This window comes from Hyphomicrobium sp. MC8b (assembly GCF_905067615.1).
Classification (GTDB): domain Bacteria; phylum Pseudomonadota; class Alphaproteobacteria; order Rhizobiales; family Hyphomicrobiaceae; genus Hyphomicrobium_B.
In genome coordinates this window covers 850,710-876,055 of the sequence record NZ_LR898465.1, presented here as the reverse complement: position 1 = coordinate 876,055, position 25,346 = coordinate 850,710, and the positions used below count along the sequence as shown (strand labels likewise).

At 61.0% G+C, this 25,346-nt stretch carries 23 protein-coding genes and 1 other RNA gene; 9 read left to right on the top strand and 15 right to left on the bottom strand.

All coding sequences use genetic code 11. The features are described 5' to 3' along the window. Positions 1 to 428 precede the first annotated feature (428 nt). Positions 429 to 1,694, top strand: a complete 1,266-nt coding sequence (locus tag ACLB1Z_RS04175; RefSeq protein ID WP_409562169.1) for a TonB family protein — start codon at positions 429 to 431, stop codon at positions 1,692 to 1,694. Here ACLB1Z_RS04175 and ACLB1Z_RS04170 read toward each other — a convergent pair. After that, positions 1,691 to 2,602, bottom strand: coding sequence for a LysR family transcriptional regulator (locus ACLB1Z_RS04170; RefSeq protein ID WP_409562168.1), 912 nt, complete (start codon positions 2,600 to 2,602; stop codon positions 1,691 to 1,693). The genes ACLB1Z_RS04175 and ACLB1Z_RS04170 overlap by 4 nt on opposite strands. A 120-nt stretch (positions 2,603 to 2,722) precedes the next feature. Between ACLB1Z_RS04170 and ACLB1Z_RS04165 the strand changes: the two genes are divergently transcribed. Next, entirely contained in the window at positions 2,723 to 3,463 is a 741-nt protein-coding gene (locus ACLB1Z_RS04165; RefSeq protein ID WP_409562167.1) for an SDR family oxidoreductase, read from the top strand. Positions 3,464 to 3,894: 431 nt separating this feature from the next. Continuing rightward, positions 3,895 to 5,286: an NAD-dependent succinate-semialdehyde dehydrogenase gene (locus ACLB1Z_RS04160; RefSeq protein WP_409562166.1), complete on the top strand. Its 1,392-nt coding sequence runs from the start codon at positions 3,895 to 3,897 to the stop codon at positions 5,284 to 5,286. A gap of 65 nt (positions 5,287 to 5,351) precedes the next feature. On the opposite strand, the gene ACLB1Z_RS04155 is transcribed toward ACLB1Z_RS04160, so the two are convergent. Next, a complete protein-coding gene (locus tag ACLB1Z_RS04155) occupies positions 5,352 to 6,017 on the bottom strand; it encodes an O-methyltransferase (RefSeq protein WP_409562165.1) in 666 nt (221 codons plus the stop codon). A gap of 93 nt (positions 6,018 to 6,110) precedes the next feature. Between ACLB1Z_RS04155 and ACLB1Z_RS04150 the strand changes: the two genes are divergently transcribed. Next, positions 6,111 to 6,806, top strand: a complete 696-nt coding sequence (locus tag ACLB1Z_RS04150) for a TetR family transcriptional regulator (RefSeq protein ID WP_409562164.1) — start codon at positions 6,111 to 6,113, stop codon at positions 6,804 to 6,806. Here ACLB1Z_RS04150 and ACLB1Z_RS04145 read toward each other — a convergent pair. Beyond that, positions 6,779 to 7,009 (bottom strand): hypothetical protein, encoded by a 231-nt coding sequence (locus ACLB1Z_RS04145; RefSeq protein WP_409562163.1) that lies wholly within the window; start codon positions 7,007 to 7,009, stop codon positions 6,779 to 6,781. The genes ACLB1Z_RS04150 and ACLB1Z_RS04145 overlap by 28 nt on opposite strands. Before the next feature lie 340 nt (positions 7,010 to 7,349). Between ACLB1Z_RS04145 and mgtE the strand changes: the two genes are divergently transcribed. The 4 genes from mgtE to folE all read left to right on the top strand — a co-directional run bounded on the left by mgtE (position 7,350) and on the right by folE (position 14,281). Then, complete coding sequence (gene mgtE / locus ACLB1Z_RS04140) at positions 7,350 to 8,720, top strand: magnesium transporter (protein WP_409562162.1); 1,371 nt, start codon at positions 7,350 to 7,352, stop codon at positions 8,718 to 8,720. 336 nt (positions 8,721 to 9,056) lie between these two features. Continuing rightward, a complete protein-coding gene (locus ACLB1Z_RS04135; RefSeq protein ID WP_409562161.1) occupies positions 9,057 to 10,247 on the top strand; it encodes an efflux RND transporter periplasmic adaptor subunit in 1,191 nt (396 codons plus the stop codon). Between the two features lie 60 nt (positions 10,248 to 10,307). Beyond that, the gene (locus ACLB1Z_RS04130; protein ID WP_409562160.1) at positions 10,308 to 13,508 is read left to right on the top strand and encodes an efflux RND transporter permease subunit; all 3,201 of its coding nucleotides are present in this window, start codon (positions 10,308 to 10,310) and stop codon (positions 13,506 to 13,508) included. 179 nt (positions 13,509 to 13,687) lie between these two features. Continuing rightward, positions 13,688 to 14,281: a GTP cyclohydrolase I FolE gene (gene folE, locus ACLB1Z_RS04125; RefSeq protein WP_024275372.1), complete on the top strand. Its 594-nt coding sequence runs from the start codon at positions 13,688 to 13,690 to the stop codon at positions 14,279 to 14,281. Here folE and truA read toward each other — a convergent pair. The 12 genes from truA to ACLB1Z_RS04065 form a co-directional block, all read right to left on the bottom strand. Then, positions 14,229 to 15,029 (bottom strand): tRNA pseudouridine(38-40) synthase TruA, encoded by an 801-nt coding sequence (truA, locus tag ACLB1Z_RS04120; protein ID WP_013946285.1) that lies wholly within the window; start codon positions 15,027 to 15,029, stop codon positions 14,229 to 14,231. The genes folE and truA overlap by 53 nt on opposite strands. A gap of 70 nt (positions 15,030 to 15,099) precedes the next feature. Further along, a complete protein-coding gene (locus tag ACLB1Z_RS04115; RefSeq protein WP_409562159.1) occupies positions 15,100 to 15,414 on the bottom strand; it encodes a hypothetical protein in 315 nt (104 codons plus the stop codon). A gap of 75 nt (positions 15,415 to 15,489) precedes the next feature. Next, positions 15,490 to 16,425, bottom strand: a complete 936-nt coding sequence (gene fmt / locus ACLB1Z_RS04110; RefSeq protein WP_409562158.1) for a methionyl-tRNA formyltransferase — start codon at positions 16,423 to 16,425, stop codon at positions 15,490 to 15,492. Positions 16,426 to 16,514: 89 nt separating this feature from the next. After that, positions 16,515 to 17,021, bottom strand: a complete 507-nt coding sequence (def, locus tag ACLB1Z_RS04105; protein WP_024275369.1) for a peptide deformylase — start codon at positions 17,019 to 17,021, stop codon at positions 16,515 to 16,517. 32 nt (positions 17,022 to 17,053) lie between these two features. Beyond that, on the bottom strand, positions 17,054 to 18,040 hold the full coding sequence (locus ACLB1Z_RS04100) for an NAD-dependent epimerase/dehydratase family protein (RefSeq protein WP_409562157.1): 987 nt from the start codon (positions 18,038 to 18,040) through the stop codon (positions 17,054 to 17,056). 91 nt (positions 18,041 to 18,131) lie between these two features. Beyond that, complete coding sequence (locus ACLB1Z_RS04095) at positions 18,132 to 19,496, bottom strand: MATE family efflux transporter (protein ID WP_409562156.1); 1,365 nt, start codon at positions 19,494 to 19,496, stop codon at positions 18,132 to 18,134. A 44-nt stretch (positions 19,497 to 19,540) separates the two neighbouring features. After that, positions 19,541 to 20,146 carry a recombination mediator RecR gene (gene recR, locus ACLB1Z_RS04090; RefSeq protein ID WP_024275366.1) on the bottom strand — a complete coding sequence of 202 codons (606 nt, stop codon included), beginning with the start codon at positions 20,144 to 20,146 and terminating at the stop codon, positions 19,541 to 19,543. 179 nt (positions 20,147 to 20,325) lie between these two features. Beyond that, a complete protein-coding gene (locus ACLB1Z_RS04085; RefSeq protein ID WP_409562155.1) occupies positions 20,326 to 20,646 on the bottom strand; it encodes a YbaB/EbfC family nucleoid-associated protein in 321 nt (106 codons plus the stop codon). A gap of 39 nt (positions 20,647 to 20,685) precedes the next feature. Beyond that, positions 20,686 to 22,524 (bottom strand): DNA polymerase III subunit gamma/tau, encoded by a 1,839-nt coding sequence (locus ACLB1Z_RS04080; RefSeq protein WP_409562154.1) that lies wholly within the window; start codon positions 22,522 to 22,524, stop codon positions 20,686 to 20,688. 117 nt (positions 22,525 to 22,641) lie between these two features. Further along, positions 22,642 to 22,737: signal recognition particle sRNA small type (ffs, locus tag ACLB1Z_RS04075), an RNA gene on the bottom strand. 118 nt (positions 22,738 to 22,855) lie between these two features. Continuing rightward, positions 22,856 to 23,767 carry a prephenate dehydratase gene (locus ACLB1Z_RS04070; protein WP_409562153.1) on the bottom strand — a complete coding sequence of 304 codons (912 nt, stop codon included), beginning with the start codon at positions 23,765 to 23,767 and terminating at the stop codon, positions 22,856 to 22,858. A gap of 28 nt (positions 23,768 to 23,795) precedes the next feature. Next, a complete protein-coding gene (locus ACLB1Z_RS04065) occupies positions 23,796 to 24,494 on the bottom strand; it encodes a 3-deoxy-manno-octulosonate cytidylyltransferase (RefSeq protein WP_409563226.1) in 699 nt (232 codons plus the stop codon). Between the two features lie 202 nt (positions 24,495 to 24,696). Here ACLB1Z_RS04065 and ACLB1Z_RS04060 point away from each other — a divergent pair, with 202 nt between their 5' ends. Next, positions 24,697 to 25,266 carry a c-type cytochrome gene (locus ACLB1Z_RS04060; RefSeq protein ID WP_409562152.1) on the top strand — a complete coding sequence of 190 codons (570 nt, stop codon included), beginning with the start codon at positions 24,697 to 24,699 and terminating at the stop codon, positions 25,264 to 25,266. The last annotated feature ends 80 nt before the right edge of the window (positions 25,267 to 25,346 follow it).

Here is a 25,346-nt window from a genome sequence, read left to right as displayed (position 1 = left end):
GGAAGCTGCCATCGAACTAGCTCAAGAGCTTAGCTTCTGGAGGCACGGTTTATGCTGAGCTCGAATTGATGAAAAGATTGGCAAATATTGTCGGCGTGGTGACCGCATGAAGGAAATGAGCGCCTGGGAACGCATGCTCCGGCAACCTCGCTCAACTTCCCCTTCTCACGTTCGTGCACCGATCAAATGTCCCCTCTTCTGCAAGACGCCGGAGGGCTGGGTGCCGGACATGTCGACAATGCCGACCTAAGCGCACCGCAACTTGGCCATGCCCACTTAAGCGCGCAGGCCGCATTTCGGCGTCGCCATAACCGCAACAAGCAGTAAAAGTTGATCGGGCCGGCGCGAAAATCTAATTTTGTCCGCCTGCATTTTTGCGTCAGCCAAGTTGCGCCTCGCACCCAGCAGGGAAGAACTTGGATCTTGCCATGTTGCTGCGAACGATTGCCATTCTGCTTTCGCTGTCCGTGCACGGCTTGATCGGCTACGCGATATGGCCCAGGCTTCACAACGAGGAGCTGGAAATCCTCGATTTCGGCACGGGACAGGACATTGAGTTGATGCCGCAAGGCATGGTCCTAGATACCGTGGCCAATCGCGGCGACAGCGTCGAAAGCCTTGCGACGCCGGACGTCGTGCCGATGGACGAGCGCAAGCCGCCGCCGGAAGCGTCAAGCACCGTTACGCCGATGCCGTTACGCGACGTGAGCGGCGGTGCGCTGGAAAAAAGCGCGCAGGACGTCGCTATGCTTCCGCAGCAAAAACCGGCGCCGCAATCATCGCCCGTTGCGCCGCCGACGCCACTTCATGACGCCCCGGACGCTCAGCAAGCACAAAACACCGAGGACATTCCGGCGATCGAACCGCGAAAGCCGTCGACGCAACCGCCGACCGTGACCTCGTCGGACCCGCTGATTGACCTCCCAGACGACGCCGGACGACAAATCACACCGGACGTCGCGCCGGTTCGCGAGCAAGCTCCGGCTGCCCAACGCCCCCTCGTAGCGACAGCGGAGCAGCTTCGCGACGACGCCAGCAAAGTTGAAAGTCGGAAACCCGACGCTGCCGCAACTGTAGAAGAGCAACGTCCCGCGCCGGCGCACCCCACAACAAAGCCGAGCGAACAGCTCGACGCCATCGCCGCACCGCAGAAAAGCGCCGTCGAACAGATCGCGGCGCAACCCACCGAGACACCGCTGCCGACCCCTCTCAAAGCGCCAAGCTCCGGCAAGCCCGGAGACTTGCCGCCCCTAGACCAACTCAAGGAATCGAAGGTTACGCAGGTCGACAAGCCATCGCCCCCCACCCCGATGGCAGAGCAGCAGCCCGATACAAAGGAAGTTGAGGCCCAGCCCGAGCAGGTCGCGATTGTCACCGAAGAAAGTTCGGCAACGGTGAAGACCGGCGGCGAGGCACGTGTCGTCGGAATTTATCTGGGACAAATCAACGACCGGGTGCAGCACTCGAAAGTCAATCCACGCTCGCGGCAAACGGGTGTGGTCGTTTTGAAATACACGATTGGCACCGACGGCGCTCTTCTTTCGAGAGAAGTGATGTCGTCATCGAAATATCGCGTTCTGGACGAAGCAGCACTCGCCGCCCTCGACCGCGCCACGCCTTTTCCGCCCATTCCGCCGGAAGTGAGCCTGAAGCCGATGACGTTCACGCAGCCCTTTAAATTCATAGTGCGCTAGGCACGCTGCACCTCGGCGTTACGCACCGCAAATTCTTTGGCCACCCAGTCGATGAAAACTCGGACCCGCGGCGACAGCTGGCGATTGCGCGGGTAAAGCAGCGAAACCGGCGTCGACGTCGGCGGATAATCCGGCAGCACTTCGACAAGCTCGCCCGCCTGCACCGCAATGTCACCGCGATAGCGCGGAATTTGAATGAGCCCGAGACCGAGCTTCGCCGCTACGTGATAGGTCTCCGCACCATTCACCGAGACAGTCGATGGCAGCATGATATTGCGCACCTTGCCATCGACGATGAATTCCAGCGGCAGATGCCCGCCCGTGGCGGTCGAATGGAACGCGACCATCCGATGCCTTCCAGGCAAATCGTCAGGATGCCGAGGCAATCCGTGCGCTGCGATATAACCGGGCGATGCGAGCGTCATCTCCTCGAGCGTTCCGACGCGGCGCGCAACCATATCGCTGTCCTGCAGTGACCCGGCGCGCAATACGCAGTCAATCCCTTCGCGGACGAGATCGACGTAACGATCGCCTTCGCTGATGTAGATTTCGATGTCCGGATAAGTTTCAAGAAACGCCGGCAGGCTCGGCAAGAGAAAGTGACGCCCGAGCGTACCGTGCACATCGACCCGCAGCAGGCCTTTAGGCTTGGCGCCCGCAAACGCGCCCTCCGCGTCTTCGATATCAGCCAAAATGGAGAGGCAGCGCTGGTAGTAAGCCTCGCCATCGAGCGTCGGACTGACGTGCCGGGTGGTCCGCTGCAGCAATTGCACCCCAAGGCGCGCTTCAAGCTGCTTGACCGCATCTGTCACCGTCGAGCGCGGCAGCCCCAAGTCTTCAGCCGCAAGCGTAAAGCTCCGCCGCTCCACGACGCGCGAGAAAACCCGCATGGCATCAATTCGGTCCATCGCCCATTTGTTCGCATATTTCGAACAGTAATGCCGGATAATGCCAGATTATACGCCAAGCTGAAAGATACATCTTCCAGCAGAGGCGCCTCGGCGCACTCTTTCAAAGGAGAAGGGAAAATGACCGTCAACCAGAACAAGGTCGCCATCGTCACGGGCGCGTCACGCGGCATCGGGGCGACCGTCGCGGAGCGTCTCGCCAAGGATGGCTTCACGGTCGTCGTCAATTATGCCGGCAGCGCCGCCCAAGCCGATGACGTCGTGCGAAAGATCGAAAAGGCGGGCGGCAAGGCCGTGACAGCCCAGGCCGACGTATCAAAGCCAGAAGACGTGTGCCGCATGTTTCAATCGGCAGAAACAGCCTTCGGCGGTATCGACGTGCTCGTCAACAATGCGGGCGTCATGGCGCTCTCATCGATTGCCGATGCCGACGACGCCACATTCGATCGCCAAGTGGCGATCAACCTTAAAGGCTCATTCAATGCCATGCGAGAGGCCGGCAAGCACCTGCGCCACGGCGGTCGAATTATCAATTTCTCGACCAGCGTCATCGGGCTCAAGCTTGAGAACTACGGCATCTACGCCGCCACCAAGGCTGCCGTCGAAGCTATGACAGGCATCATGGCGAAGGAAATGCGCGGCCGGTCGATCACCGTCAACGCCATTGCGCCCGGTCCGGTCGCGACCGAACTCTTCCTTCATGGCAAGTCTGATGAGCTGATCGACAAAATGGCGAAGATGAACCCGATGGAACGCCTCGGAACTCCGGAAGACATCGCCAATGTCGTCTCGTTCCTCGCCGGTCAGGAAGGCGCATGGATCAATGGCCAAGTGCTGCGCGCGAACGGCGGCATGATCTGACGACCCACGGCCAACCACCCTGGGTTGAAGCAAGATAGCCAGTCTGAAATTTCGCGCCTTTTGGAGGATTGTTGCGCGGCGCGCTGAATGCATAGCAGACCGTCCCATATCAGAGAGCGCGCTAAGCGTCAGCAACAGCGCGCTCCTCTCACTTGCCCACAGCGTCCAAAAAAATACCGGCGTTTTTCACAGCAATTGTCACTTATCGCGATACGCGGTGACAACGCTCGTCCGGTTAGGACCGAGCCTAGAATTGCTCTGCATCAACGTTGTCTTGAACCATAGTCGTATTCTCCAAACACTGAACCTCAATATTTTCCCCGACCGCCGGGCAACCCTTAGTTCATCCCGCACTTTCCAAAAATCAGTCCTGAGAGCTTCGGCCCGCGCTGATCGGGAAAACAAGACGATAATCCTAGGAAGGACAAACGATGAAGTTCGTGACGACCAACCCCTATACGGGAGAAGTCCTGAAGACCTTTCCGACGGCCAGCGAATCCGAAATCAAACAGGCCATCGATAAAGCCCATGATGCATTTCTCAGTTGGCGCGAGACGTCGTTCCGCGAACGCGCGCGCATCATGCAGAAGGCTGCGGACCTCCTGCGCCGCGATGTCGATAAGTACGCGCCGATTCTGACGATCGAAATGGGCAAGCTGCTTTCCGAAGCGAAAGCCGAAGTTGAGCTTTCCGCCCGCATCTTTGAATATTACGCCAAGAACGCCGAGAAACTGCTGGCTCCGGAAAAGCTTCCGGTTGCAGATCCGGAAGAAGGCGAGGCCGTTCTGGTTTGCGATCCGCTCGGCATCATCCTCGCGATCGAGCCGTGGAATTTCCCTTACTACCAGATCGCTCGCATCATCGCGCCCCAGCTCTCGGCAGGTAACGTCATCCTGCTGAAGCACGCAGCCAACGTTCCGCAATCTGCTATGGCCTTCGAAAGCCTCATGCTGGAAGCTGGTCTGCCGGACGGCGCCTTCATCAATCTCTTCTTGGACCATCCCCACGTCGGCGTGGTCCTCAACGATCCGCGCGTTCACGGCGTCGCTCTCACCGGCTCCGAATACGCCGGTTCGATCGTTGCGGCTGAAGCCGGCAAGGCACTCAAGAAGTCAACGATGGAACTCGGCGGCGCCGACGCCTTCGTCGTCCTGAAAGACGCCGACCTCGACAAGACCGCGAAGTGGGCCGTGTTCGGCCGCCACTGGAATGCCGGCCAGGTCTGCGTGTCCTCCAAGCGCATGATTATCGAAGAGCCGGCGTACGACGGCTTCATGGAACGTTATGTTAAGGGCGTTTCCGAGCTGCGCGCAGGTGATCCGATGGATCCCAACACGACGCTTGCGCCGCTCTCGTCGCAGAAAGCCGTCGATGACCTCAAGGACAAGATCCGCCAAGCCGTCGCGCACGGCGCCAAGGCGATCGAAGTCGGCCCGAGCGTCCCCAACCAGGGCGCATTCCTGCAGCCGACGATCCTCACCGACATCGCCGAAGACAACCCGGCCCGTTACTGGGAGTTCTTCGGTCCGGTCTCGATGATCTTCAAGGCTAAGGACGAAGACGATGCCGTCCGCATCGCCAACGACTCGCCGTTCGGCCTTGGCGGTTCGGTCTTCACGTCGAACCCCGCTCATGGCGCCGAAGTCGCCAAGCGCATCTCAACCGGCATGGTGTTTGTCAACCATCCGACCATGGTCAAGGCCGACCTGCCGTTCGGCGGCGTCCGGCGCTCAGGATACGGCCGCGAGTTGCTCGGCCTCGGCATCAAGGAGTTTGTGAACCACAAGCTGATCGACATCGTCGACATCGACGCGGCGTTCTAAGCGGCCGAACAGCGAAACACCACAGTTTGCACCGTGCGGGAGAACTCGCACGGTGCGACTTCGTATCAGCCGAGCCTCATCGACACTTCGACGTCGTCACCGAACGGCGTCGAAATATAACCATTCGACGGCGAACGGACGCGAGCCAGATAGTCGGGACTGTAATCGGCGTTGTCGGCGATCACGAAGGCGCCCGGCCTGAGGCGGCTTTCCAGCAAGCTTAGAATTTCCGGATAAAGTGCTTTGGCACCATCCAGCAGCACGAGGTCGATCACCTCGGGAAGATCGGCGTTCAGCGTCTGAAGCGCATCGCCTTGCCGAATTTCGACCAGATCAATCACACCGCCCGCCGTCAGATTTTCGCGTGCCTTTACCACTTTCGATGGCTCGAACTCGCTCGTAATCAGACGGCCTCCGCCATTGTCTCGAAGCGCCGCGGCGAGGTGCAGTGTCGAAATGCCGAATGACATTCCGAATTCGACGATCGATCGCGCCCGGCATCCGCGCGCAAGCATGTAGAGCAACGTTCCCGTCTCCCGCGAGACAGCAAGCGGGAAATCCTTTAGTCTCCGATAGAAATCCCGATAACCAACCTTGCTGCTCATCAGTCGCGCATGTTCTTCGGACGAAAGGTCCGCAAAATCAGGACTGTCCGTCGGTGAGACGGCGCTGGCTACTTCAAAGAGGCTATCAAGAAGCGGTCCAACAGGGGGAGTAGTCAGCGTATTCATCGTAATCTCTCCTACGACTTTTGATCAGTCTTCCGCCCGATCAAGAATACGATTAATCCATCGCATTCACTATTCGCATTTCCCACGCCGCCCATGTCTCGAAAAAAAAGAACCCAAATTTCCTCGCGAAAAGAACCCAGGCAGGTCCGTTCCACCGAGCTTGTGACGGCCATTCTGGACGCTGCTATTCAGGTTTTAGCGAAAGAAGGCGCGCAGCGTTTCACAACTGCGAGGGTCGCCGAAAGAGCTGGAGTCAGCGTCGGCTCGCTCTATCAGTATTTTCCGAACAAGGCGGCGATCCTCTTCCGTCTCCAGTGCGACGAGTGGCGGCAGACGACAGAGTTGTTGAGCAGCATTCTCGGCGACTCACGCAAACCAGCGCTTCAACGACTCCGGACGCTCGTACATACCTTTATCCGATCGGAATGCGACGAAGCCGCAGTCCGTGTCGCGTTGGACGACGCCGCCCCTCTCTACCGCAATGCCCCGGAAGCAAAGGAAGCGAGAGCATCGAGCGCACGAGCGATGGACAATTTCATGCGTGAAGCATTGCCCAATGCCTCGAAGTCGCAGCAATCGTTAGCAGCCAAACTCATCAAGACGACGCTTAGCACCGTCGGAAAGCAGTTCTCGGAAACGCCGCGCACCCCGGCGGAAATTAAGGCCTTTGCCGGTGCTCTGGCCGATATGTTTTGCGCTTACTTGGACGGGCTGGCAAATCCTCGCGGCCCGCTAAGGATAACTGGGCCAAAACGTGCTCGTCAGGCGTCCAACACCTCTTCGATCTGATAGAGCGGCCGATACCGCCGCGTCACGACCGTGATCCGCTCGCCATCTCGCAAGGCATGAAGCCCCTGGGTGACAAGCTGAATGGTAACGCCACTGTCGGTATGGAGCTCAGCATAATCGTTGCCCCACACCCGGACGGTGCCGGAGAACACGTGTGTCCCCGGTTCCAGCAGATCGGGAGTGCTTGTTCTGGTGCCACCCATGTGCCACACGCCGCAAATCCCAAAACCATCCGAGTTTGCCGACGAAATGTCGGCGTGCGCAAGGCCGTCGCGGACACCGTCTCCATAATTCTGCTGTCAGCCATCACCCTGGCCGTCCGGCCGAGGTAAAAATCCAAAAGATCGAACGTGTTGATCTTGACTATTACTCCCGAACGGCTCATGTGAACCGCGCGGTCGCCCCCGTTTAAGGCGCCGTGAATCCGAAGGAACCCAACCCTTGTCTAGCGACAGTAGTCGATTGCCCCGGCCGTCGAGGCTCGTGGACTGACCGTTGGGTCGGCTCCCGCGATCCGTGCGACGGCGGATCGGAAGGTGAGCCATGGAAAATATCCGCAAAGCATCGGGCGACGATGTCGACCCGATCGTTCTGGTCGAGTTGCTCGAAGAGCACGACGCCGACATTGTCGCTCAGCTCAATGAGGAAGACCTCGAAACGGCTGCGTCAATTCTGTCGCAGCTTCCGCTCGACCGCGTCGTCGAAATCTTCGACCGCCCCGAGCTGTCTCGCGCCAGCGACCTGATCCTCGAACTCCCAGAGGAGTTTGCAGGCCAGGTCCTGACCGGCATGTCCGCCGACCGCGCGGCCGACCTCCTGCGTCAGCTCGACGGTACCGACCGCACGAAGCTGCTGTCGCTTCTCGATTTCGAGACCGCCCAATCCCTGAAACTGCTGCTCGCCTACCATGAGGGCACCGCCGGCAGCATCATGACGACTGAGTTCGTCAGCGTCCCCTCGACCTTCACGGTCGCCGACACCTTGCGGCTGATCCGCGAGGTCGAGCACACACGCGAAACCGTCTATGCGATCTATGTTATTGATCCTGCGTCGCGCGTCCTCGTGCGCACCGTCACGCTGCGCCAGTTGATTACCGGCGAACCCGATCAGCCCATTCTGGATGTCGCGCCCGATCGCGATCCGATCTGGGTCGATCCCGACACCGATCGCGAAGAAGTCGCACGGCTGATCTCGATCCACGACCTTCTCGCTGTTCCGGTTCTCAACGCCCGGCACCGCGTGCTCGGCATTGTCACCGTCGATGACGTGATCGACGCCATCCTCGATGAGAGTACCGAAGACGTGCAGAAGTTCGGCGGCGTCGAAGGCATCGCCGAGCCGTATCTGGAAATCAGCTTCCTGGAGATGATCAAGAAGCGTGCCGGTTGGCTTTGCGCTTTGTTCCTCGGCGAAATGCTGACAGCGAGCGCGATGCAGCATTATTCCGACGAGCTTGAAAAAGCGGTGGTCTTGACGCTTTTCATTCCGCTGATCATGAGCTCGGGCGGCAACTCCGGCTCGCAGTCGACGTCGCTTCTCATTCGTGCGCTCGCGCTCGGACAGATCCGGCTGCGTGACTGGTGGCGCGTCGCCATCCGCGAGATTCCGACGGGCATTACGCTTGGCACCATCCTCGGCATCATCGGCATCGCGCGCATTTCGCTGTGGCAGACGATCGGTATCTTCGACTACGGCCCGCACTGGCAGCTCGTCGCCTTGACCGTTGGGCTCGGCCTCATCGGCATCGTCACCTTCGGCTCGCTGGCCGGCGCAATGCTGCCGTTTCTGCTGAAACGCATTGGCTTCGACCCCGCGAGCGCGTCAGCCCCGTTTGTCGCAACGCTCGTCGATGTCACCGGCCTGATGATCTACTTCAGCGTCGCCATGCTCGTGCTCAGGGGCACGCTGCTTTAGCTCGAAAATCGTACTTTGGAACGAGACGGCGTATGCAGGCAAAAAACCTGCATGCGCCTTCGTTATTTTCGTGTCGTAGTTTCATACAGCCTGCAAACGATCGCGGCATTTCTACTGGGATTGAGCGGCTTACTGAAATCCAAGTTTTGAAAGCCTCTCATTCGATCGAGGCTTTATGGCCACTATCTCGGGGCGAAATGCCCTTTGCCCGCAATGAGATGGGCCACAATGATGGTCAACATCATTGAATTTCGGATCGTCGGAATGCATGTGGTGTACTATTGTCCACTGGCGTCGGCGCGCCGTGGAAAATTCTCGCCTGTGGATTCTGAAAAAATGACGACGACCACCGCCCTTGTGAGGCTTAAGCCTCGATGCTCGGCCTTGTCCGTGCTGGCCGCGATGGCCTTCATCGCAAGCAACGCCCAATCTGCAAGCGCGCAGAGCGCGCCACCGGCGTTCCCGGTCACCGTGGCGCCCCCGATCGCGAAGCACATCAAGACGTGGGACGAATTTCCCGGCCGCTTCGAAGCCGTCGCCCGCGTCGAGCTGCGCCCGCGCGTCAGCGGCTACGTCGATCAGGTCAATTTCAAGGAAGGCACGATCGTAAAACAGGGCGATCTCCTCTTCACGCTCGATAAACGGCCGTTCCAGATCGCCGTCGAAGCCGCGAAAGCGGATGTCGCGCGCACGCAGGCCCAGGTCGAATTTGCCAAGGCCGATCTCGAACGCGCCGGCCCGCTCGTCGAAACGAAAGTCTTGAGTGAACAGGTCTACGAGCAGCGCAAATCGAGCCTCGGCGTCGCCGAAGCCCAGGTGATGTCGGCAAAGGCCAATCTCAAATCGGCCGAGCTCAATCTGGAATGGGCGGAAGTGCGCGCTCCGATCTCCGGCCGCGTCTCGGACAAGAAAATCGACGTCGGCAACCTCGTGATCGGCGGTCAGGTCAATTCGACCTTGATGGCGACCATCGTCACGACCGACCCTATCCACTTTGTCTTCGACACCTCCGAAGCCGACTACATGCGCGATGCCCGCAAGCGGAAGTCGGGCGTGCTTCCCGCATCCCGCCTCGCGCCCGTTCCCGTCCGCGTGAAACTCGCCGACGAAAAGGACTGGGCACACGAGGGCACGATGGACTTCATCGACAATGCCTTCAATCAACGATCAGGCACCATCCGCGGCCGCGCCGTTCTGTCTAACAAAGACGATCTGCTGACGCCGGGACTTTTCGCCCGCATCGCCGTTTATGGCGGCGACGCGGATGCGCTTCTCGTTCCCGACGATGCCATCATCTCCGATCAGGCGAGCAAAATTCTTTATACCGTCAATGCCGACAACGTCGTCACCGCCACGCCGGTGACGCTCGGCCAGATGTACGAAGGCTTGCGCGTCATCACCTCTGGACTGAAGCCGGACGACCGTATCGTGATCGAAGGCGTCGCAAACCCCGCCATTCGGCCGGGAACGAAAGTTGCGCCGACGACCGGTGCGATCAAACCGCCCGAGAAGACGGCGCAGAACTGATCTGCGCCGCCGCGCCTGAACGAGCATTCCGTCTGAAGCTTCCAACGCCGATAGGGCCCGATGCGTCTGTCTCACTTTTTTATCGACCGGCCGATCTTCGCTGCAGTCGTCTCGATTATCATTACGATCCTCGGTTTGATCTCGATGCGGTTTCTGCCCATCGCAGAATATCCCGACATCGCGCCGCCGACGGTTGCCGTGCACGCTACGTATCCCGGCGCGTCCGCCCAAGTCATCGCCGAAACCGTCGCCACGCCGATCGAGCAGGAAGTCAACGGCGTCGACGACATGCTCTACATCAACTCGCAATCGACCGGCGACGGCCAGTTGACGATCAACGTCGTCTTCAAGCCGGGCACCAATGTCGATCAGGCGCAGGTTCTCGTCCAGAACCGCGTCGCGGTTGCTGAGCCCCGCCTACCGGAAGACGTACGCCGGCTCGGCATCTCTGTGCGCAAGGCCTCGCCCGACCTGATGATGGTCGTGCACATGATCTCGCCTGACGGCACGCGCGACCAGCAGTACATTTCGAACTACGCGACGCTCTACGTCAAAGATGTGCTGACCCGCATCGACGGCGTCGGCGACGTCCAGGTCTTCGGCGCCCGCGACTACTCGATGCGTATCTGGCTCGACCCCGACAAGGTCGCAGCTCGCGGCCTGACTGCAGGTGAAGTCGTCTCGGCACTCCAGGCCGCCAACTTGCAGGTTGCGGCAGGCTCGATCAATCAGCCGCCCGCGTCATCCGACGGCGCATTCACGATCAACGTCAAGACGCTCGGACGTCTGTCATCGCCGGATCAGTTCGAAAATATCGTCGTGCATGCTGAACCGGACGGCTCGGTCGTTCGCATCCGCGACATCGCCCGCGTCGAGCTGGGATCGCAAGACTATACCGTCAACGCCTATCTCAATAACAAGGTCGCGACCGCCCTCGTCATCTTCCAGAAGCCGGGTTCGAACGCGCTCGCGACGGCGGCCAACGTCAAGGCCGAGATGGAGCACCTGAAGAAGAGCTTCCCGCCGGGCGTCGGCTATGCAGTCGTCTATAACCCGACAGAATTCATCCAGTTCTCGATCGACGCCGTCATCCACACGCTCATCGAAGCACTGGTGCTCGTCGTCCTCGTCGTCATCCTGTTTTTGCAGACATGGCGCGCGGCGATCATCCCGATCCTGGCGATCCCCGTATCGCTGGTCGGCACCTTCTTCATCATGAGCCTCGTCGGCATCACGTTTAACACGCTGTCGCTGTTCGGCTTGGTGTTGGCCATCGGCATCGTCGTTGACGACGCCATCGTCGTCGTCGAAAACGTCGAGCGCTACATCGCCCAAGGCATGACGCCGAAGGAAGCCGCTCATAAGACGATGGATGAAGTCGGCGGCGCGCTGCTTGCAATCTCGCTGGTGCTGATCGGCGTCTTCTTGCCGACCGCCTTCATCACCGGCCTGCAGGGGTCCTTCTTCAAACAATTCGCCATTACTATCGCCGCTTCGACCGCAATTTCGCTGATGGTCTCGCTCTCGCTTTCGCCCGCCATGGCTGCGCTGCTTTTGAAACCGCACGCCGGAGAGCATGAAAAGCGCAATCCCATTGCGACAATCCTCGGTGCGCCGCTGCGCTGGTTCTTCGCCGGCTTCAACTGGGCCTTCAGCACGCTGTCGCATGGCTACGCTTGGCTGACCCGCAACTTGATCCGCGTCGCCGCTGTTCTGCTCGTCGTCTACGCCGGCCTGCTCTACGTCACCTATGAGCGGTTAACGGCGACGCCGACGGGTCTCATCCCGCAGCTCGACCGCGCCTACTTCATCACGGTCTTCCAGCTTCCGCCGGGCTCGACCTTGAAGCGTACCGATGAAGTCGTGCGCCGCGCCTCAGAAATCATCATGCATCGGCCAGGCGTCGCCAACGCCGTCGAATTCGTCGGCTTCGACGGCGCGACATTCACGAACGCGCCGAACACCGGCGTCGTCTTCGTCGGCCTGGAACCGTTCGAACAGCGCATCGCCAGCGGCCTGACCAAGGATATGATCCTTGCCGACCTGCGCCAACAAATGGCGACCCTCAAGGACGCTTTCATTTTCGTGCTGGAACCGCCCTCTGTGCCCGGCATCGGAACCGGCGGCGGCCTCAAAGGCTATGTTCAGGATAAAGCGGGACGCGGCCTGCCCGCGCTCGAAGGCGCAGCCTGGGCAATGGCCGGCGCCACCGGCCAGACGCCGGGCTTCACACAGGCCTTTACGCTCTTCAACGTGCGGACGCCTGAGGTCTATGCCGACATCGACCGCACCAAAGCCGAACAGCTTGGCGTTCCGATCAGCCGTGTGTTCGAAACGCTCTCGGTTTATATGGGCTCGGCCTTCATCAATGACTTCAACATTCTGGGCCGCACCTATCGCGTCACAGCGCAAGGCGACAACCCATATCGCCTGTCGCTGCGCGACGTCTCCAACCTGAAGACGCGCAACAATGACGGCGACATGGTGCCGATAGGTTCGGTCGCGACCTTCCAGGATACGACCGGCGCCTATCGCGTGCCGCGCTACAATCTCTATCCGTCTGCCGAAGTGCAGGTTCAGCTTGCGCGCGGCTATTCGAGCGGCACGGCCATCGCGACGATGGAAGCGATCGCCGACAAGGTTCTACCTCAAGGCTTTGGTTTCGAATGGACCGAAATCGCGCTGCAGGAAAAGCTTGCGGGCAATACCGCAATCTACGCCTTCGGCCTGTCCGTCGTCTTCGTGTTCCTGCTGCTCGCGGCGCTCTACGAAAGCTGGGCGCTGCCGCTTGCCGTCATCCTGATCGTGCCGATGTGTATCCTGGCGGCAATGATCGGCGTGAACATCCGTGGCCTCGATCGCAATATCCTGGTTGAGATCGGCTTGATCGTGCTCGTCGGCCTCGCGGCTAAGAACGCCATTTTGATCGTGGAGTTCGCCAAACAGGGCGAGGATAACGGCCTGTCCCGCGTCGACGCCGCCGTCGAAGCTGCCCGCACCCGTCTGCGGCCGATCTTGATGACGTCGCTGGCCTTCATCCTGGGCGTCGTGCCGCTGGTCTTTGCTGAAGGAGCAGGCGCCGAGATGCGGCAATCGCTCGGCACAGCCGTGTTCGCGGGTATGCTCGGCGTGACGCTCTTCGGCCTGATCTTCACGCCGATCTTCTACGTCGTCGTCCGGAAACTGTCGCCGCGGAGAGACCCGCATGCCGATCCGCACCAAACGCCGCACAGCCCGGCGGCGGGCACGCCATCGGCTTAAAAAGGCACGGCAAGCGCCAAATTAACTTGTCCGGCCTTGCGGGGTCGACAAACCGACCATCGGTCACCATCTAAAGGGACGGCAACAGGTGTTTGCCGTCTCAAATCCAATGGGTCTATAAGGGCGCTTCGTTTGCCCCCGTTGGTATGACTGTCTTCTCACAACAACTCAGTGTTCTCATGAATTCAGATAAGAAGCCGACGCGCGCCGACGTCGAATCCGCCATCAAGACCATCCTCCGCTGGACGGGCGAAGACCCCGACCGCGACGGCCTGAAGGAGACGCCTGCCCGCGTCACCAAGGCCTTCGAGGAATGGTTCCGCGGGTACGGCGAAGATCCCGAAGCGATCCTCAACAAGACCTTCGAGGAAATCGAAGGCTACGATGAGATGATCGTGCTGCGCGGCATCCGCTTCGAAAGCCACTGCGAGCACCACATGGCGCCGATCATCGGCCGCGCCTGGGTCGGATATATTCCGAATGGCCGCGTTGTCGGCATTTCGAAACTCGCGCGGGTGGTGAATGCCTATGCCAAGCGGCTTCAGATCCAAGAGAAAATGACGGCCCAAATCGCCAATGCGATCGAAGAGGCGCTGCATCCTCAGGGTGTGGCAGTCATAATCAAGGCCGAGCATCATTGCATGACGACGCGCGGCGTACTCAAGCCGGGAACCGACATGGTGACAAGCCGCATGCTCGGCGTCTTCCGCGACAACGCGATCACGCGTCAGGAATTTCTGGCGCTGGTGACGGAGGATACGAAGACGTCGTGACATTTGCGGGCGGATAATTGACCGCGACGAGGTAAAGGCCCGACGCCGGCGCGACGGGCCCACACGCCTCCCGGTTCGCCGCCGCGAGCGCCTTGGCGAGGTCCGCCCGAGCCCACTTTCCTTCGCCGACGAGCTTTAAGCTCCCGACCATCGACCGCACCTGATGGTGCAGGAACGAACGCGCTGACACGGTGCAGACGATCTCATCGCCGTCTCGGGAAATCTCGAACCTGTCGAGCGTCTTGACGGGCGACGCCGCCTGGCACTGCGCGGCGCGGAAAGTCGTAAAATCGTGCTTGCCAACGAGCACTTGCGCGGCTTCGTGCATCGCACCCGCATCGAGCTCCTGCATCGTCCACCACACCCGGTTACGATCGAGGATCGGCGGCGCGCGGCGCGTCAGCAGACGATACTTGTAGTGCCGCTTGATCGCGCTGAAACGGGCGTCGAACTCGGCGTCGACAGCCGCGCACGCAACGATACCGATCGGATGCGGACGCAAATGAAAGTTCATCGCGTCGCGAACGCGGCCCGGCGACCACTCTTTGCTCAAGTCGAAATGCGCGACCTGACCCAGCGCATGCACGCCCGCGTCCGTGCGCCCGGCGCCGCGCACTCCGACTGTCTCTTGCGAGAACTTGCGGATTGCGTCTTCAAGCAGGCCTTGGATCGAAAGGCCCTGCGCCTGCCGTTGCCAGCCGACAAATGGCGTTCCGTCGTATTCGATGGTGATGCGATAGCGGGGCATTCAAACTCGGTGCTCAGGGATGGTCGCGCCATCCCTAGCCGTTCCGGAGCGCGGGCTCAACGTTCGGCAGTTATTCTTCGTTCTGCTTGTCTGGCGTTTGAGGCTTCGCTCTATGGACGGCCTTCGGCGCTCGCACACCTGGAACCCGGTAGAAGGCAGCGCCACGATACACGACCCCGCCGGGAATCTCGGTCTCCTCGTCGACCACCCACGCGGGATCGAACGGCACCGGACGAATGACCCTGACGCCCGCCTCGATCGTCACGTCAGCGCCGGGCACGAGATGTCTGCCAGCCGCCCCACTCGGCGCTCCGAAGTCCGCAGCCATGGCCGCGACGGGAAAAGCAGCCGTCAAAACCAGAACAACGCAGACCTGCCGAAACATTCTCGCACTCACCGCTACCAACCACTGGGTTGTAGCCTCAAGCGCTGGTCTTTGCAGCCCGGACGTCGGATATCATTAACGGGAAAATGGCGTCCCGGCCGCAACCGGCGTACCACGCAGAAAATCCGAGGCCGCCATCGGTTGCTTGCCGGCCCGCTGCAGCTTCACGATCCGTATCGCACCGCTGCCGCAGGCAATGGTCAACCGGTCGTCGATCAGCGTACCTGGCGCACCCGAACCGTCGACAACAGCCGCGAGCAAAACCTTGATCCGCTCGGGCTTCCCGCCGAGCGAAATTTCAAACCACGCGCCGGGAAACGGCGACAAACCGCGAATGTGATCCGCGACCTCTTTTGCAGACCGCGAGAAATCAATCCGCGCCTCGCTCTTGTCGATCTTGGCGGCATAGGTCGCGCCTTCGTCCGGCTGCGGCACACATGCGAGCGTCCCCGCTTCGAGTTTGCCCAGCGCCTCGACCATAAGTTCCGCGCCAAGCTTCGACAGGATGTCGTGCAGCTCGCCTGCCGTCATTTCCGGCGAAATGGGAACATCGCGGCCGAGGCACACCGGCCCGGTGTCGAGTCCCTGCTCCATGCGCATGATGTTGACGGCCGCTACCGCATCGCCCGCCATGATCGCCCGCTGGATCGGCGCCGCCCCGCGCCAGCGCGGCAGCTTCGAGGCGTGCACGTTAAAACAGCCGAGCCGTGTCGCGTCCAGGATCGCTTTCGGTAATAGCAGGCCGTAGGCAACGACCACCGCCGCATCGGCCTGCAACGCCGCAAATGCCTGGCGATCATCGTCGCTTTTGAAATTCACCGGCGTACGAACTGGAATACCGAGCGCTTCCGCGCGCCGATGCACCGGCGATTTCGCTTCCGCCATGCCCCGTCCCGCCGGACGCGGCGGCTGGCTATAAACCGCGACAACCTCATGCCCCGCCGCCACGACCGCATCGAGCACAGGCACGGAAAAATCCGGCGTCCCCATGAATACGATCTTCAATGGCATATGGACTCTTTTGTAGGCGCGATCGACGACCCAAATTTCGCGCGTGCGGCCGGCTGACCGGAGGTCAGTCGCACGCGCCAACCAAAACCTTAGCTTCGCGACTGCTTCTTGAACTTGCGGATGACCATATCGCGCTTCAGCCGCGACAGGAAATCGATGATGAGCTGGCCGTCGAGATGGTCGATCTCATGCTGGATGGCGGTCGCGAGCAAACCGTCGGCCTTAAGCTCCTGCTCTTTGCCGTTTCGGTCGATGTAGCGCACGGTCACTTCCGCCGGTCGCTCGATTTCGACCCGCACGTCGGGAATGGACAGACAGCCTTCCTCATGCACCCGCGTCGTTGATCCCAGCGCGACAAGTTCCGGGTTGGCCATGGCGAGCGGATTGGGCGGCTCGCCCTCGTCCGAGGTATCGAGCACGACGACGCGCCTCAGCACGCCGACCTGCGGCGCGGCAAGGCCGACACCCGGCGCCGCGTACATCGTCTCCAGCATGTCGTCCATCAGCTTGACGACGGCATCGTCCACGCGCTCGACCGGATCTGAGATCTTGCGCAGGACGGGATCGGGAATGGTGAGAATGGGAAGTACGGCCATGGCGCCTGACATATGAAAGGCCGCAGCCGCGGTCAATGGCGTGCGTCTCTATACCGTTCCGAGACCTGATCCCCGGCAGGTTGCCGCGCCGCCACAGAGGCCGCGAGCGCCGCGGCGGTTGTCTCCGGCGGCGCCCAGCCAATCCGGCGCAACCGGGCCGCGTCAACGACCAGATCACCCGTTAGCCGGTCGGCGAAATCGCCCTTCCCGGCAAGCCGCAGCAGGCGGGCGAGCGATGTGTCCGGCACGGGAAGCAGCATTTCCGGCCGCCCGAGCCCCCGCCGCAGCGCACGGATGATCTCGGCCATCGCCAAAGCCTCCGGGTCTGCCACGATAAATGCGGCATTTTCAGCAGTTTGGGTTTGCAGAACATATTGCAGCGCGCTGATGAGGTTGCCGATGCTGACCAGCGACCGACGCGCTTTGAGCGCGCCGAACGGCAGCGGCACCGGCAAAGCGGCGATTTTCAGCAGCGCCGCCATATTGCCTTTGACGCCCGGTCCGTAAACCAGCACTGGCCGGAGCACGGTCCAACGCGTCGCCGAACCTTCGAGCATCTGCGCCGTGACAGCTTCCGCCGCCTGCTTCGACCGGCCGTAGGCGTCCGTCGGCGCGGCCGGCGTCGCCTCCGTCACGAGCCCAGGATAGGTCACGCCCACCTGCGCTCGGATCGACGACATCAAGACGAAGCGCTTCACCCGCGCCGAACGGGCGGCTCTGGCCAGCTGCCGCGTTGCATCAACATTGATAGCCGTATAGGCCGCAGACGGCAGATCGGTCCGCGCCGCCGAAAGCCCGGCCGCGTGCACGACGGCATCGACGCCGCGAACGAGGAATTCCGCGGCGAACGATCGCGACATGTCGCCGACGGCGACGCCCTCGACGCGAGGACTGTCAAATACGATGGGGTGCCGCGACGCCGCCCGGACGTTATAGCCACGCTCCGCCAGTACGCGGACGACATGCTGTCCGATGAAACCCGACGCTCCAGTCACGAGAATGCGTTGGGCAATAGCCACACCCGCTCTCCGTTAGCTCAACGTGGCGCTGCAATCGACTCTTCCAACACGATCTAGGACCGTCTCGTCCGAAAGTGCAACGCCGCGCGCGCTAAAGTCTCAGCGTTTCCCCAACGCGCGCAACCAGACGGTAGCCTACAAATATGGAAATTAAGCCAAAGGCGACGCCCCCGACCAAATTACCCGCGAGCACGCCCTCTGCGCCGTAAAACTTCCCGCCCCAAACGACGAAAGGAATAGTGCCAACCGTGGCGCGGCCCCAGTTGAGAATCGTCGAGACGTGCGGCCGACCCAGCGTGTTAAAGACGGCGTTCGTGACGAAGATCGCACCCATAAAAACGAACAGCGGCGACAGCCAGCGGCAGAAGAAAACGATCAGATCACGCACCTCACCCGTTGCATGAAATAGCCTTGCCAGAGGGTCGGCCGCGACCGCAAGACCGAGCCACGCAACTGCCGTGAAGGCCGCCATCGTCAGCAGCGAGAGCGTGTAGGCGTCGCGCATCCGCGTCCGCAAGCCCGCACCGAAATTCTGTCCAATGATCGGTCCGACCACGCCGGAAAGCGCAAAGATCGCGCCGAACGCCACCGGAATGATCCGTCCAATGATCGCCCACGCCGCAACCGCTGCATCGCCATAGGGCGCAATGGCGTGCGTAATGTAGGCGTTACCGACGGCCGGTGCGATATTCGTCAGCACGGCAGGTGCTGCAATCCGCGAATAGGGTCCAACGTCCTGCTTCAACGTTGCGATCTTCGGCCGTCCCATCAGATCGTGCACGCGGACGACGCCGCACAGCCCGACGACCATCATCACCAGCCGCGCCAGCAAACTCGACAACACCGCGCCTTCGATGCCCAGCCCGAAATGCACAATGAAAATCAGATCGAAGATCGTATTGACGATCGCGCCCGACAGCGTGACGTTCATCGCGCGACGCGCATCGCCGACAGAGCGCAGCACCGCTGACGATGTCATGCCGAGCGATAGAAACGGCAGCGTCGGCAGCAGAATTTCGAGATAGAAGCTTGCCAGATCGAGCGTCCGCCCGCTGGCGCCGAGCAGCCGCAGCAACGGCTCGATCGCGAACCACAGCGCCAAGCTCGCAATCGCTGAGAAAACAAACGCCATCACGTGCGCGTTAGCCGTCAACCGCCGTGCCCTGACGCGCCGCTGCGCGCCAAGGGCCGGCGCGATCAGAGACGTAGCGGCGATGGAAAGCCCGATGCCGATCGACGTCGAGAAGAAGAGGATGGAACTCGCGTAGCCGACGGCGGCGACGATCGCGTCATCACCGATACGCGACAGAAAATAGATATTCGCAAGATCGCCGACGAACACCGCCATCAGGCCGAGCGCACCGGCAGCGGTCATCGCCAGAATGTGCCGCAACAGCGAGCCCGTGACGAACTTCGGCCCGCTACCGCCGCGCCTGACGATTTCGACTTCCGCCATATGCCTGACGTTTCCGCGGTGAGATGTCCGCGCTCCCGGAGTTCTTATAATTTCCGCCGGGCCTTGAAGGCGGCGGCCAGCGTGCCGTCGTCGAGATAATCGAGTTCACCGCCGATGGGAACACCTTGCGCCAGCCGCGAAACAGTAACGTCGGTACTCTGAAGCTGATCCGAGATGTAATGCGCCGTCGATTGGCCTTCGACGGTGGCGTTCAGGGCCAGCAGAATTTCCTTCACATCTGGCGATTGCGCCCGCGCGACGAGGTTCGCGATATTGAGCCGCTCCGGCCCGACGCCGTCGAGGGGCGATAAGTGTCCGCCGAGCACATGATAGCGCGCCGAGACGATGCTAGCGCGTTCGAGCGCCCAAAGATCGCCGACCTCTTCGACGACGACGATCAAACTCGCATCGCGCCGCGGATCGGCGCAGACGCTGCAAGGCGACACGGTATCGAGATTGCCGCACACAGGGCACTCGGTGATTTTGGCGATGGCCTGTTGAAGCGCGTCGGCGAGCGGCAGCATGAGATCATTGCGTCGCTTCAAGAGCGCCAGCACCGCCTTGCGCGCCGAACGCGGGCCAAGCCCTGGCATTCGCGCCAGAAGCTGCACCAGCCGTTCGATTTCAGGGCCTGCCGTTTTGCGAGACATGGTTTAATTCAAAATTCTTACCCGTCATCCTCGACCGAGTGAGCGAAGCGAATGATGGTCGGGGATCCAGCGTAAGACTCGTCGAAGACGCAAAAGTGGATCGAGCCTTCGGCAGTTTTACGCTGGATCTCCGAACGGCTCATAAATTCGCCGTTCGAGGGTGACGGGCGAGAAAAAACTCAGAAAAGCTTCATGCCCGGCGGAATCGGCAGACCGCCCGTGATCTCGGCCATCTTCGCCTGCATCACATTATCGACTTTCGCCTTGGCATCGGTCGCCGCCGCCACGATGAGATCCTCGAGGATCTCGACCTCGTCCGGCTTCATCAGGCTCGGATCGATCCGCACGCGTTTCAATTCGCCGCGGCCGTCGACCGTCACATGCACAAGACCGCCGCCCGCCTGGCCTTCGATCTCAGCCTTCTGCAGCTCGTCCTGCATTTCTTTCAGGCGCGCCTGCATCTGGCCCACCTGCTTCATCATACCCATAATGTCTTTCATATTGTCCTCGCGGCAGAGAGCCGAATTCGTCCTGAAGTTTTAAACGGCTTCGCTCTCGCTGTCCGTATCTGTCTCGCGCCCAGCAATTCGCCGCACCTCGGCGATCTTCGCATCCGGGAAAGCTTCCAGAACCGCACGCACTGCCGGATGCGCTTTCAGCGATTCAAGCTCCTGAGCTTCGCGCTCTCGGCGCACGACGCCAATAGGCGGCGCACCGGCATCCTTCGAAAGAACAACGACCCAGCGCCGCGTTGTCCAGAGGTTGAGTTTTTCCCGAAGGTCGTTGGCGAGTTCCGGCGGCGCCTCGGGCATCAGGAAAAGATCGATCGAACCCGCCACCGCATCGAACTTGACGAGGCTGACATGGTCTTCGAGGTGCCACTTGAGCTTCGCATCCCGCTTCTCGCCAGCGAGCGCTACGACGTCTGCAAATGATCTCGGATCGGACTTCATCGATCCGGCAGCGACAGCCGGAGCAGCCACTTCGTCACCCTCGGCATCGCCAATCGGCTCGCCGTCGTCGAATTCGAAGCCGTCGCCCAGATCACCGAGGTCGCCGAGATCATCCTGATCGTTTTCAGCGACCGCAACGTCAACGCGCGCATTGAGCGGACCGCGCTGACCGGCCGGAGCATCCCCGGCCGGCAATGCCGGACGCCGCGCGGGAACAGCCCCGCCGCCGAGCGCTTTGATCAACTCATCGGGCGTCGGCAGATCCGACGTGTACGCAAGCCGAATCAGAACCATCTCGGCCGCGACACGCGGATTGGGCGCGCGCGAAACCTCATCGAAACCTTTGACCAGCATCTGCCACGCTCGCGACAAGTACGGCATCGACAAACGAGATGCGAGACCGGCGATGCGCGCCTTTTCTTCCGCCGTCAGAGCTTCGCCCGCAGGCTCTTCGCCGACAGCTTTAACGCGCGCTATAGCATGCACGGCTTCAGCCAGATCGGACACGACCTCGGCCGCTTCCGCGCCGTCACGATGCAGCGATTCCAATCCGCGAATGGCCGTCGCGACATCGCCTTTGAAGAGCGCTTCGGCGAGATCAAAAATCCGCGCGCGATCGGCAAGGCCGAGCATGTCGCGAACCTTCGCCGCCGTGACGTGCCCCTCGCCCATCGCGATCGCCTGATCGAGAATGGAAAGGCCGTCGCGCACCGAACCTTCGGCCGCGCGTGCGATAAGCTGCAAAGCATCAGCGTCAGCTTCAGCACTTTCCATGCCGACGATCTTCTGGAAATGCTCAGCCAGCACCGGTTGCTCGACGCGGCGCAAGTCGAAGCGCTGACAGCGCGACAGCACCGTCACGGGAACTTTGCGAATTTCGGTCGTCGCGAAAATGAAACGGACATGCGACGGCGGTTCTTCAAGCGTCTTCAAGAGCGCGTTGAACGCGCCCTTAGACAGCATGTGAACCTCGTCGATCAGGAACACTTTCGTGCGCGCAACGAGTGGCGTGTACTGCGCGCTTTCGATGATTTCGCGGATGTTATCGACACCGGTATTCGAGGCGGCGTCCATTTCGAGCACGTCCGGATGACGGCCCTCCATGATATCTTTGCAGTGAACGCCGAGGCCCGGCATGTCGATGGTCGGTTTATCGTAGCCCGGCGCTTCGTAGTTGAGCGCCCGCGCGAGAATACGCGCCGTCGTCGTCTTGCCGACACCGCGCACGCCCGTCAGCATGTAGCCCTGCGCGATGCGCCCAGACGCGAACGCGTTGCGCAGCGTCGTCACCATCGCCGACTGGCCGATCAGGTCGTCGAATGTCGCGGGCCGATACTTCCGCGCCAGCACAACATAGGGCTTCGCCGGCTCGGTGCTTCCCGAACCTTCGACGCCGTCAGACGTTTCCGATTTCTTTTTCGCCATGATCCCTGAAACAACCTTTCGCCCGAAGGGCGAGGGAGCAAGGCGACCCGCGGTAAGCCGCGCCCCCGCGGAGAGCGCCGGATCGCCCTTGCGATCCGAATTGCGCTCGTGAGCGAGTAAAGAGGCTGGCGAACGACCCGATTTCTGATCGTTAGGGCTGCTTCCTTCCGGACCTGACCCGGTTGGCGACGAACTCGTCCGCCGCCAGCCCGTTTCTATAATGGGCCGGGCGGCAAAAAAGTACAACCCTCCCCGCACCGGAAGCTAACAGCCTCCACAACAAGGCAAGCCGCAGATTTACCGGCCGAATTTCGCTTCCGGCGCAGCGGCGCTATTCGGCGCGCTTGATCGGGACGAGGCCGTTGGCCGCAAGCTCCGCCGCCTCCTTGCGGTAGGGGCTCGCCGGATAGGTGCCTAGGATCTGCGTCTGGGTCGAGAAGAACGACAGTTCCTCAAGCGCAAGTTGCACCGGCCGGTCGACGGGATGCCCTTCGATATCGGCAAAGAAGCGCGACGCGTTGAACGTCCCCTCTTCCTGATAGCTCTCCAGCTTCGTCATGTTGACGCCGTTGGTCGCGAACCCGCCGAGCGCCTTGTAGAGCGCCGCCGGTACGTTTCGCACCCGGAACAGGAACGTCGTCATCACCGGGCCGTTGCCGGGCTCGGCGTCATCCGGCTCCTTCGCCAGGATTATGAAGCGCGTCGTATTGTGGGACTGGTCTTCGATATCGCTCCTGATGATTTCGAGACCGTAGATTTCCGCCGCAAGGCGCGACGCGATGGCGCCCGTCGAAAGATCGTCGCTCTCGGAGACGAGCCGCGCCGAACCTGCCGTATCGGCTTCCGGCACCGGCTTCAAACCGAGCTTGCGAAGTGTCGTCCGGCATTGCCCCAGCGCCTGCGTATGGCTCATGACGCGCTTGATCGTCGAAAGGCTTGCGCCCGGCTTCGCCATGAGCTGATGGCGCACGCGCAGGAAGTGCTCGCCGATGATGTAGAGCCCGGCCTCGGGCAGCAGATGGTGAATGTCCGCGACCCGCCCAGCGACCGAATTCTCGATCGGGATCATCGCATAGTCCGCGTCGCCGTTCTTCACCGCCGCGAGCGCATCCTCGAACGTCGGATAAGCGACGCTTTCGGCATCCGGATAAACTTCGCGGGCCGCGAGATGCGAATTCGCACCCGGCTCGCCTTGATACGAGATTTTGAGGGCTCCGGCTTCGGAACCTGCTGTTTTGGTCATGGTGGATCGGTTGTCCGGGAAAGAAACGTCAGGGCGCGATGAGGCGGCGGGCGCGCTCAAGGTCGGCCGGAGTATCGACACCGAGCGGAACGGTGTCAACGACGCTGACGTCGATCCGCATTTGCGCCTCAAGTGCCCGTAATTGCTCTAGCTTTTCCCGTTTTTCCAATGTCGCTTGCGGTAACGAGACGAACCGTTCGAGGCTCGCCCGCCTATAAGCATAGATGCCGATGTGGTGGTAGAGCGGCCCGTCGCCGTGGGGTGCGGTGGCTCGGGTAAAGTAAAGCGCGCGCAGCCGGTTCTCGCCGATCGGCGTTCCGACCACTTTGACCACGTTCGGATTGGTGCGCTCTTCGTCTTCCGAAATCACCGCCGCAAGCGTTGCGATGTCGGTCGCCTCATTAGCAAGCGGCGCGACACAATCGGTGACGAGCACCGGATCGAGCGTCGGTAGATCGCCCTGCAAATTGACGATGATCTGGGCTTTTTTCTCCGGATCGAGCGTCGTGACGGCTTCGTGAATCCGGTCCGAACCCGAAGCATGATCGTCCCGCGTCATAACGGCTTCGCCGCCTGCCCGCTCAACCGCCGCTAAAATCTCCGAACTGTCGGTCGCGACGACGACCCGCCCCAGACCGGCCTCCATCGCCCGTCGCCAGACGTGCACGATCATGGGCGCGCCATGAATATCCGCAAGCGGCTTTCCGGGAAGACGGGTGGCGTGCATGCGGGCGGGAATGAGGATGAGCGTTTTTTGAGACACTGCGATCGAATTCTTTTGTTCGGTGACAAATCGCCCCAATACCGCTATCGACGTTCCTACAAAAAACGACGACGTGCTTGCAGGGCGGCCGAGCTTATATACCGCAAATCGATCTCGTCACCTTGAATTGCGCGTCATGGGGAGTGACCGTCCAAGGAGCTGAGACATGACGATGGACAGTTTCGAATTCACGAAACTTGCCGGGGCCGTGCTGTCTGCACTGCTTTTGATTTTCGGAACCCGCACGATCATCGAGATGACCGTTGGTCATACGCCCGAGAAACCGGGTTTCACGCTTCCTGCTGCCGCGCCCGCTGATACGGCGACGCCGCCCGCAGGCGGTGCAGCGGCGGCTGCCGCTCCGGCCGAAGACAGCGGCAAAGAGGTCATCGCGCTTCTGCCCAAGGCGAACGCCGAAAAAGGCAAGACGATTTTCAAAAGATGCCAAGCTTGTCACGTATCCGAAAAAGGCCAGACGCCGACCGTCGGCCCGAACCTGTGGGACGTGGTAAATCGCAAAAAAGGCTCATATCCCGGATTTAAATATTCGGCAGCGATGGAGAAAAAAGGCGGCGACTGGTCCTTCGACGACTTGGCGCATTTTCTTCACAGCCCCAAGACGTTCATCCCCGGCACAAAAATGACGTTCAACGGCTTGCCGACGCCGCAGGATGAAGCCGACGTCATCGCCTATCTCGCCACCCTTGCAGATACGCCCGTTCCGCTGCCAAAATGACGGCGTTTTAACTCGCTATGGGTACAAAAGTTTGCGACCTTGCCGGCTCTTTGGCGGGGTCGTTTTTGTATCCGGCCCAC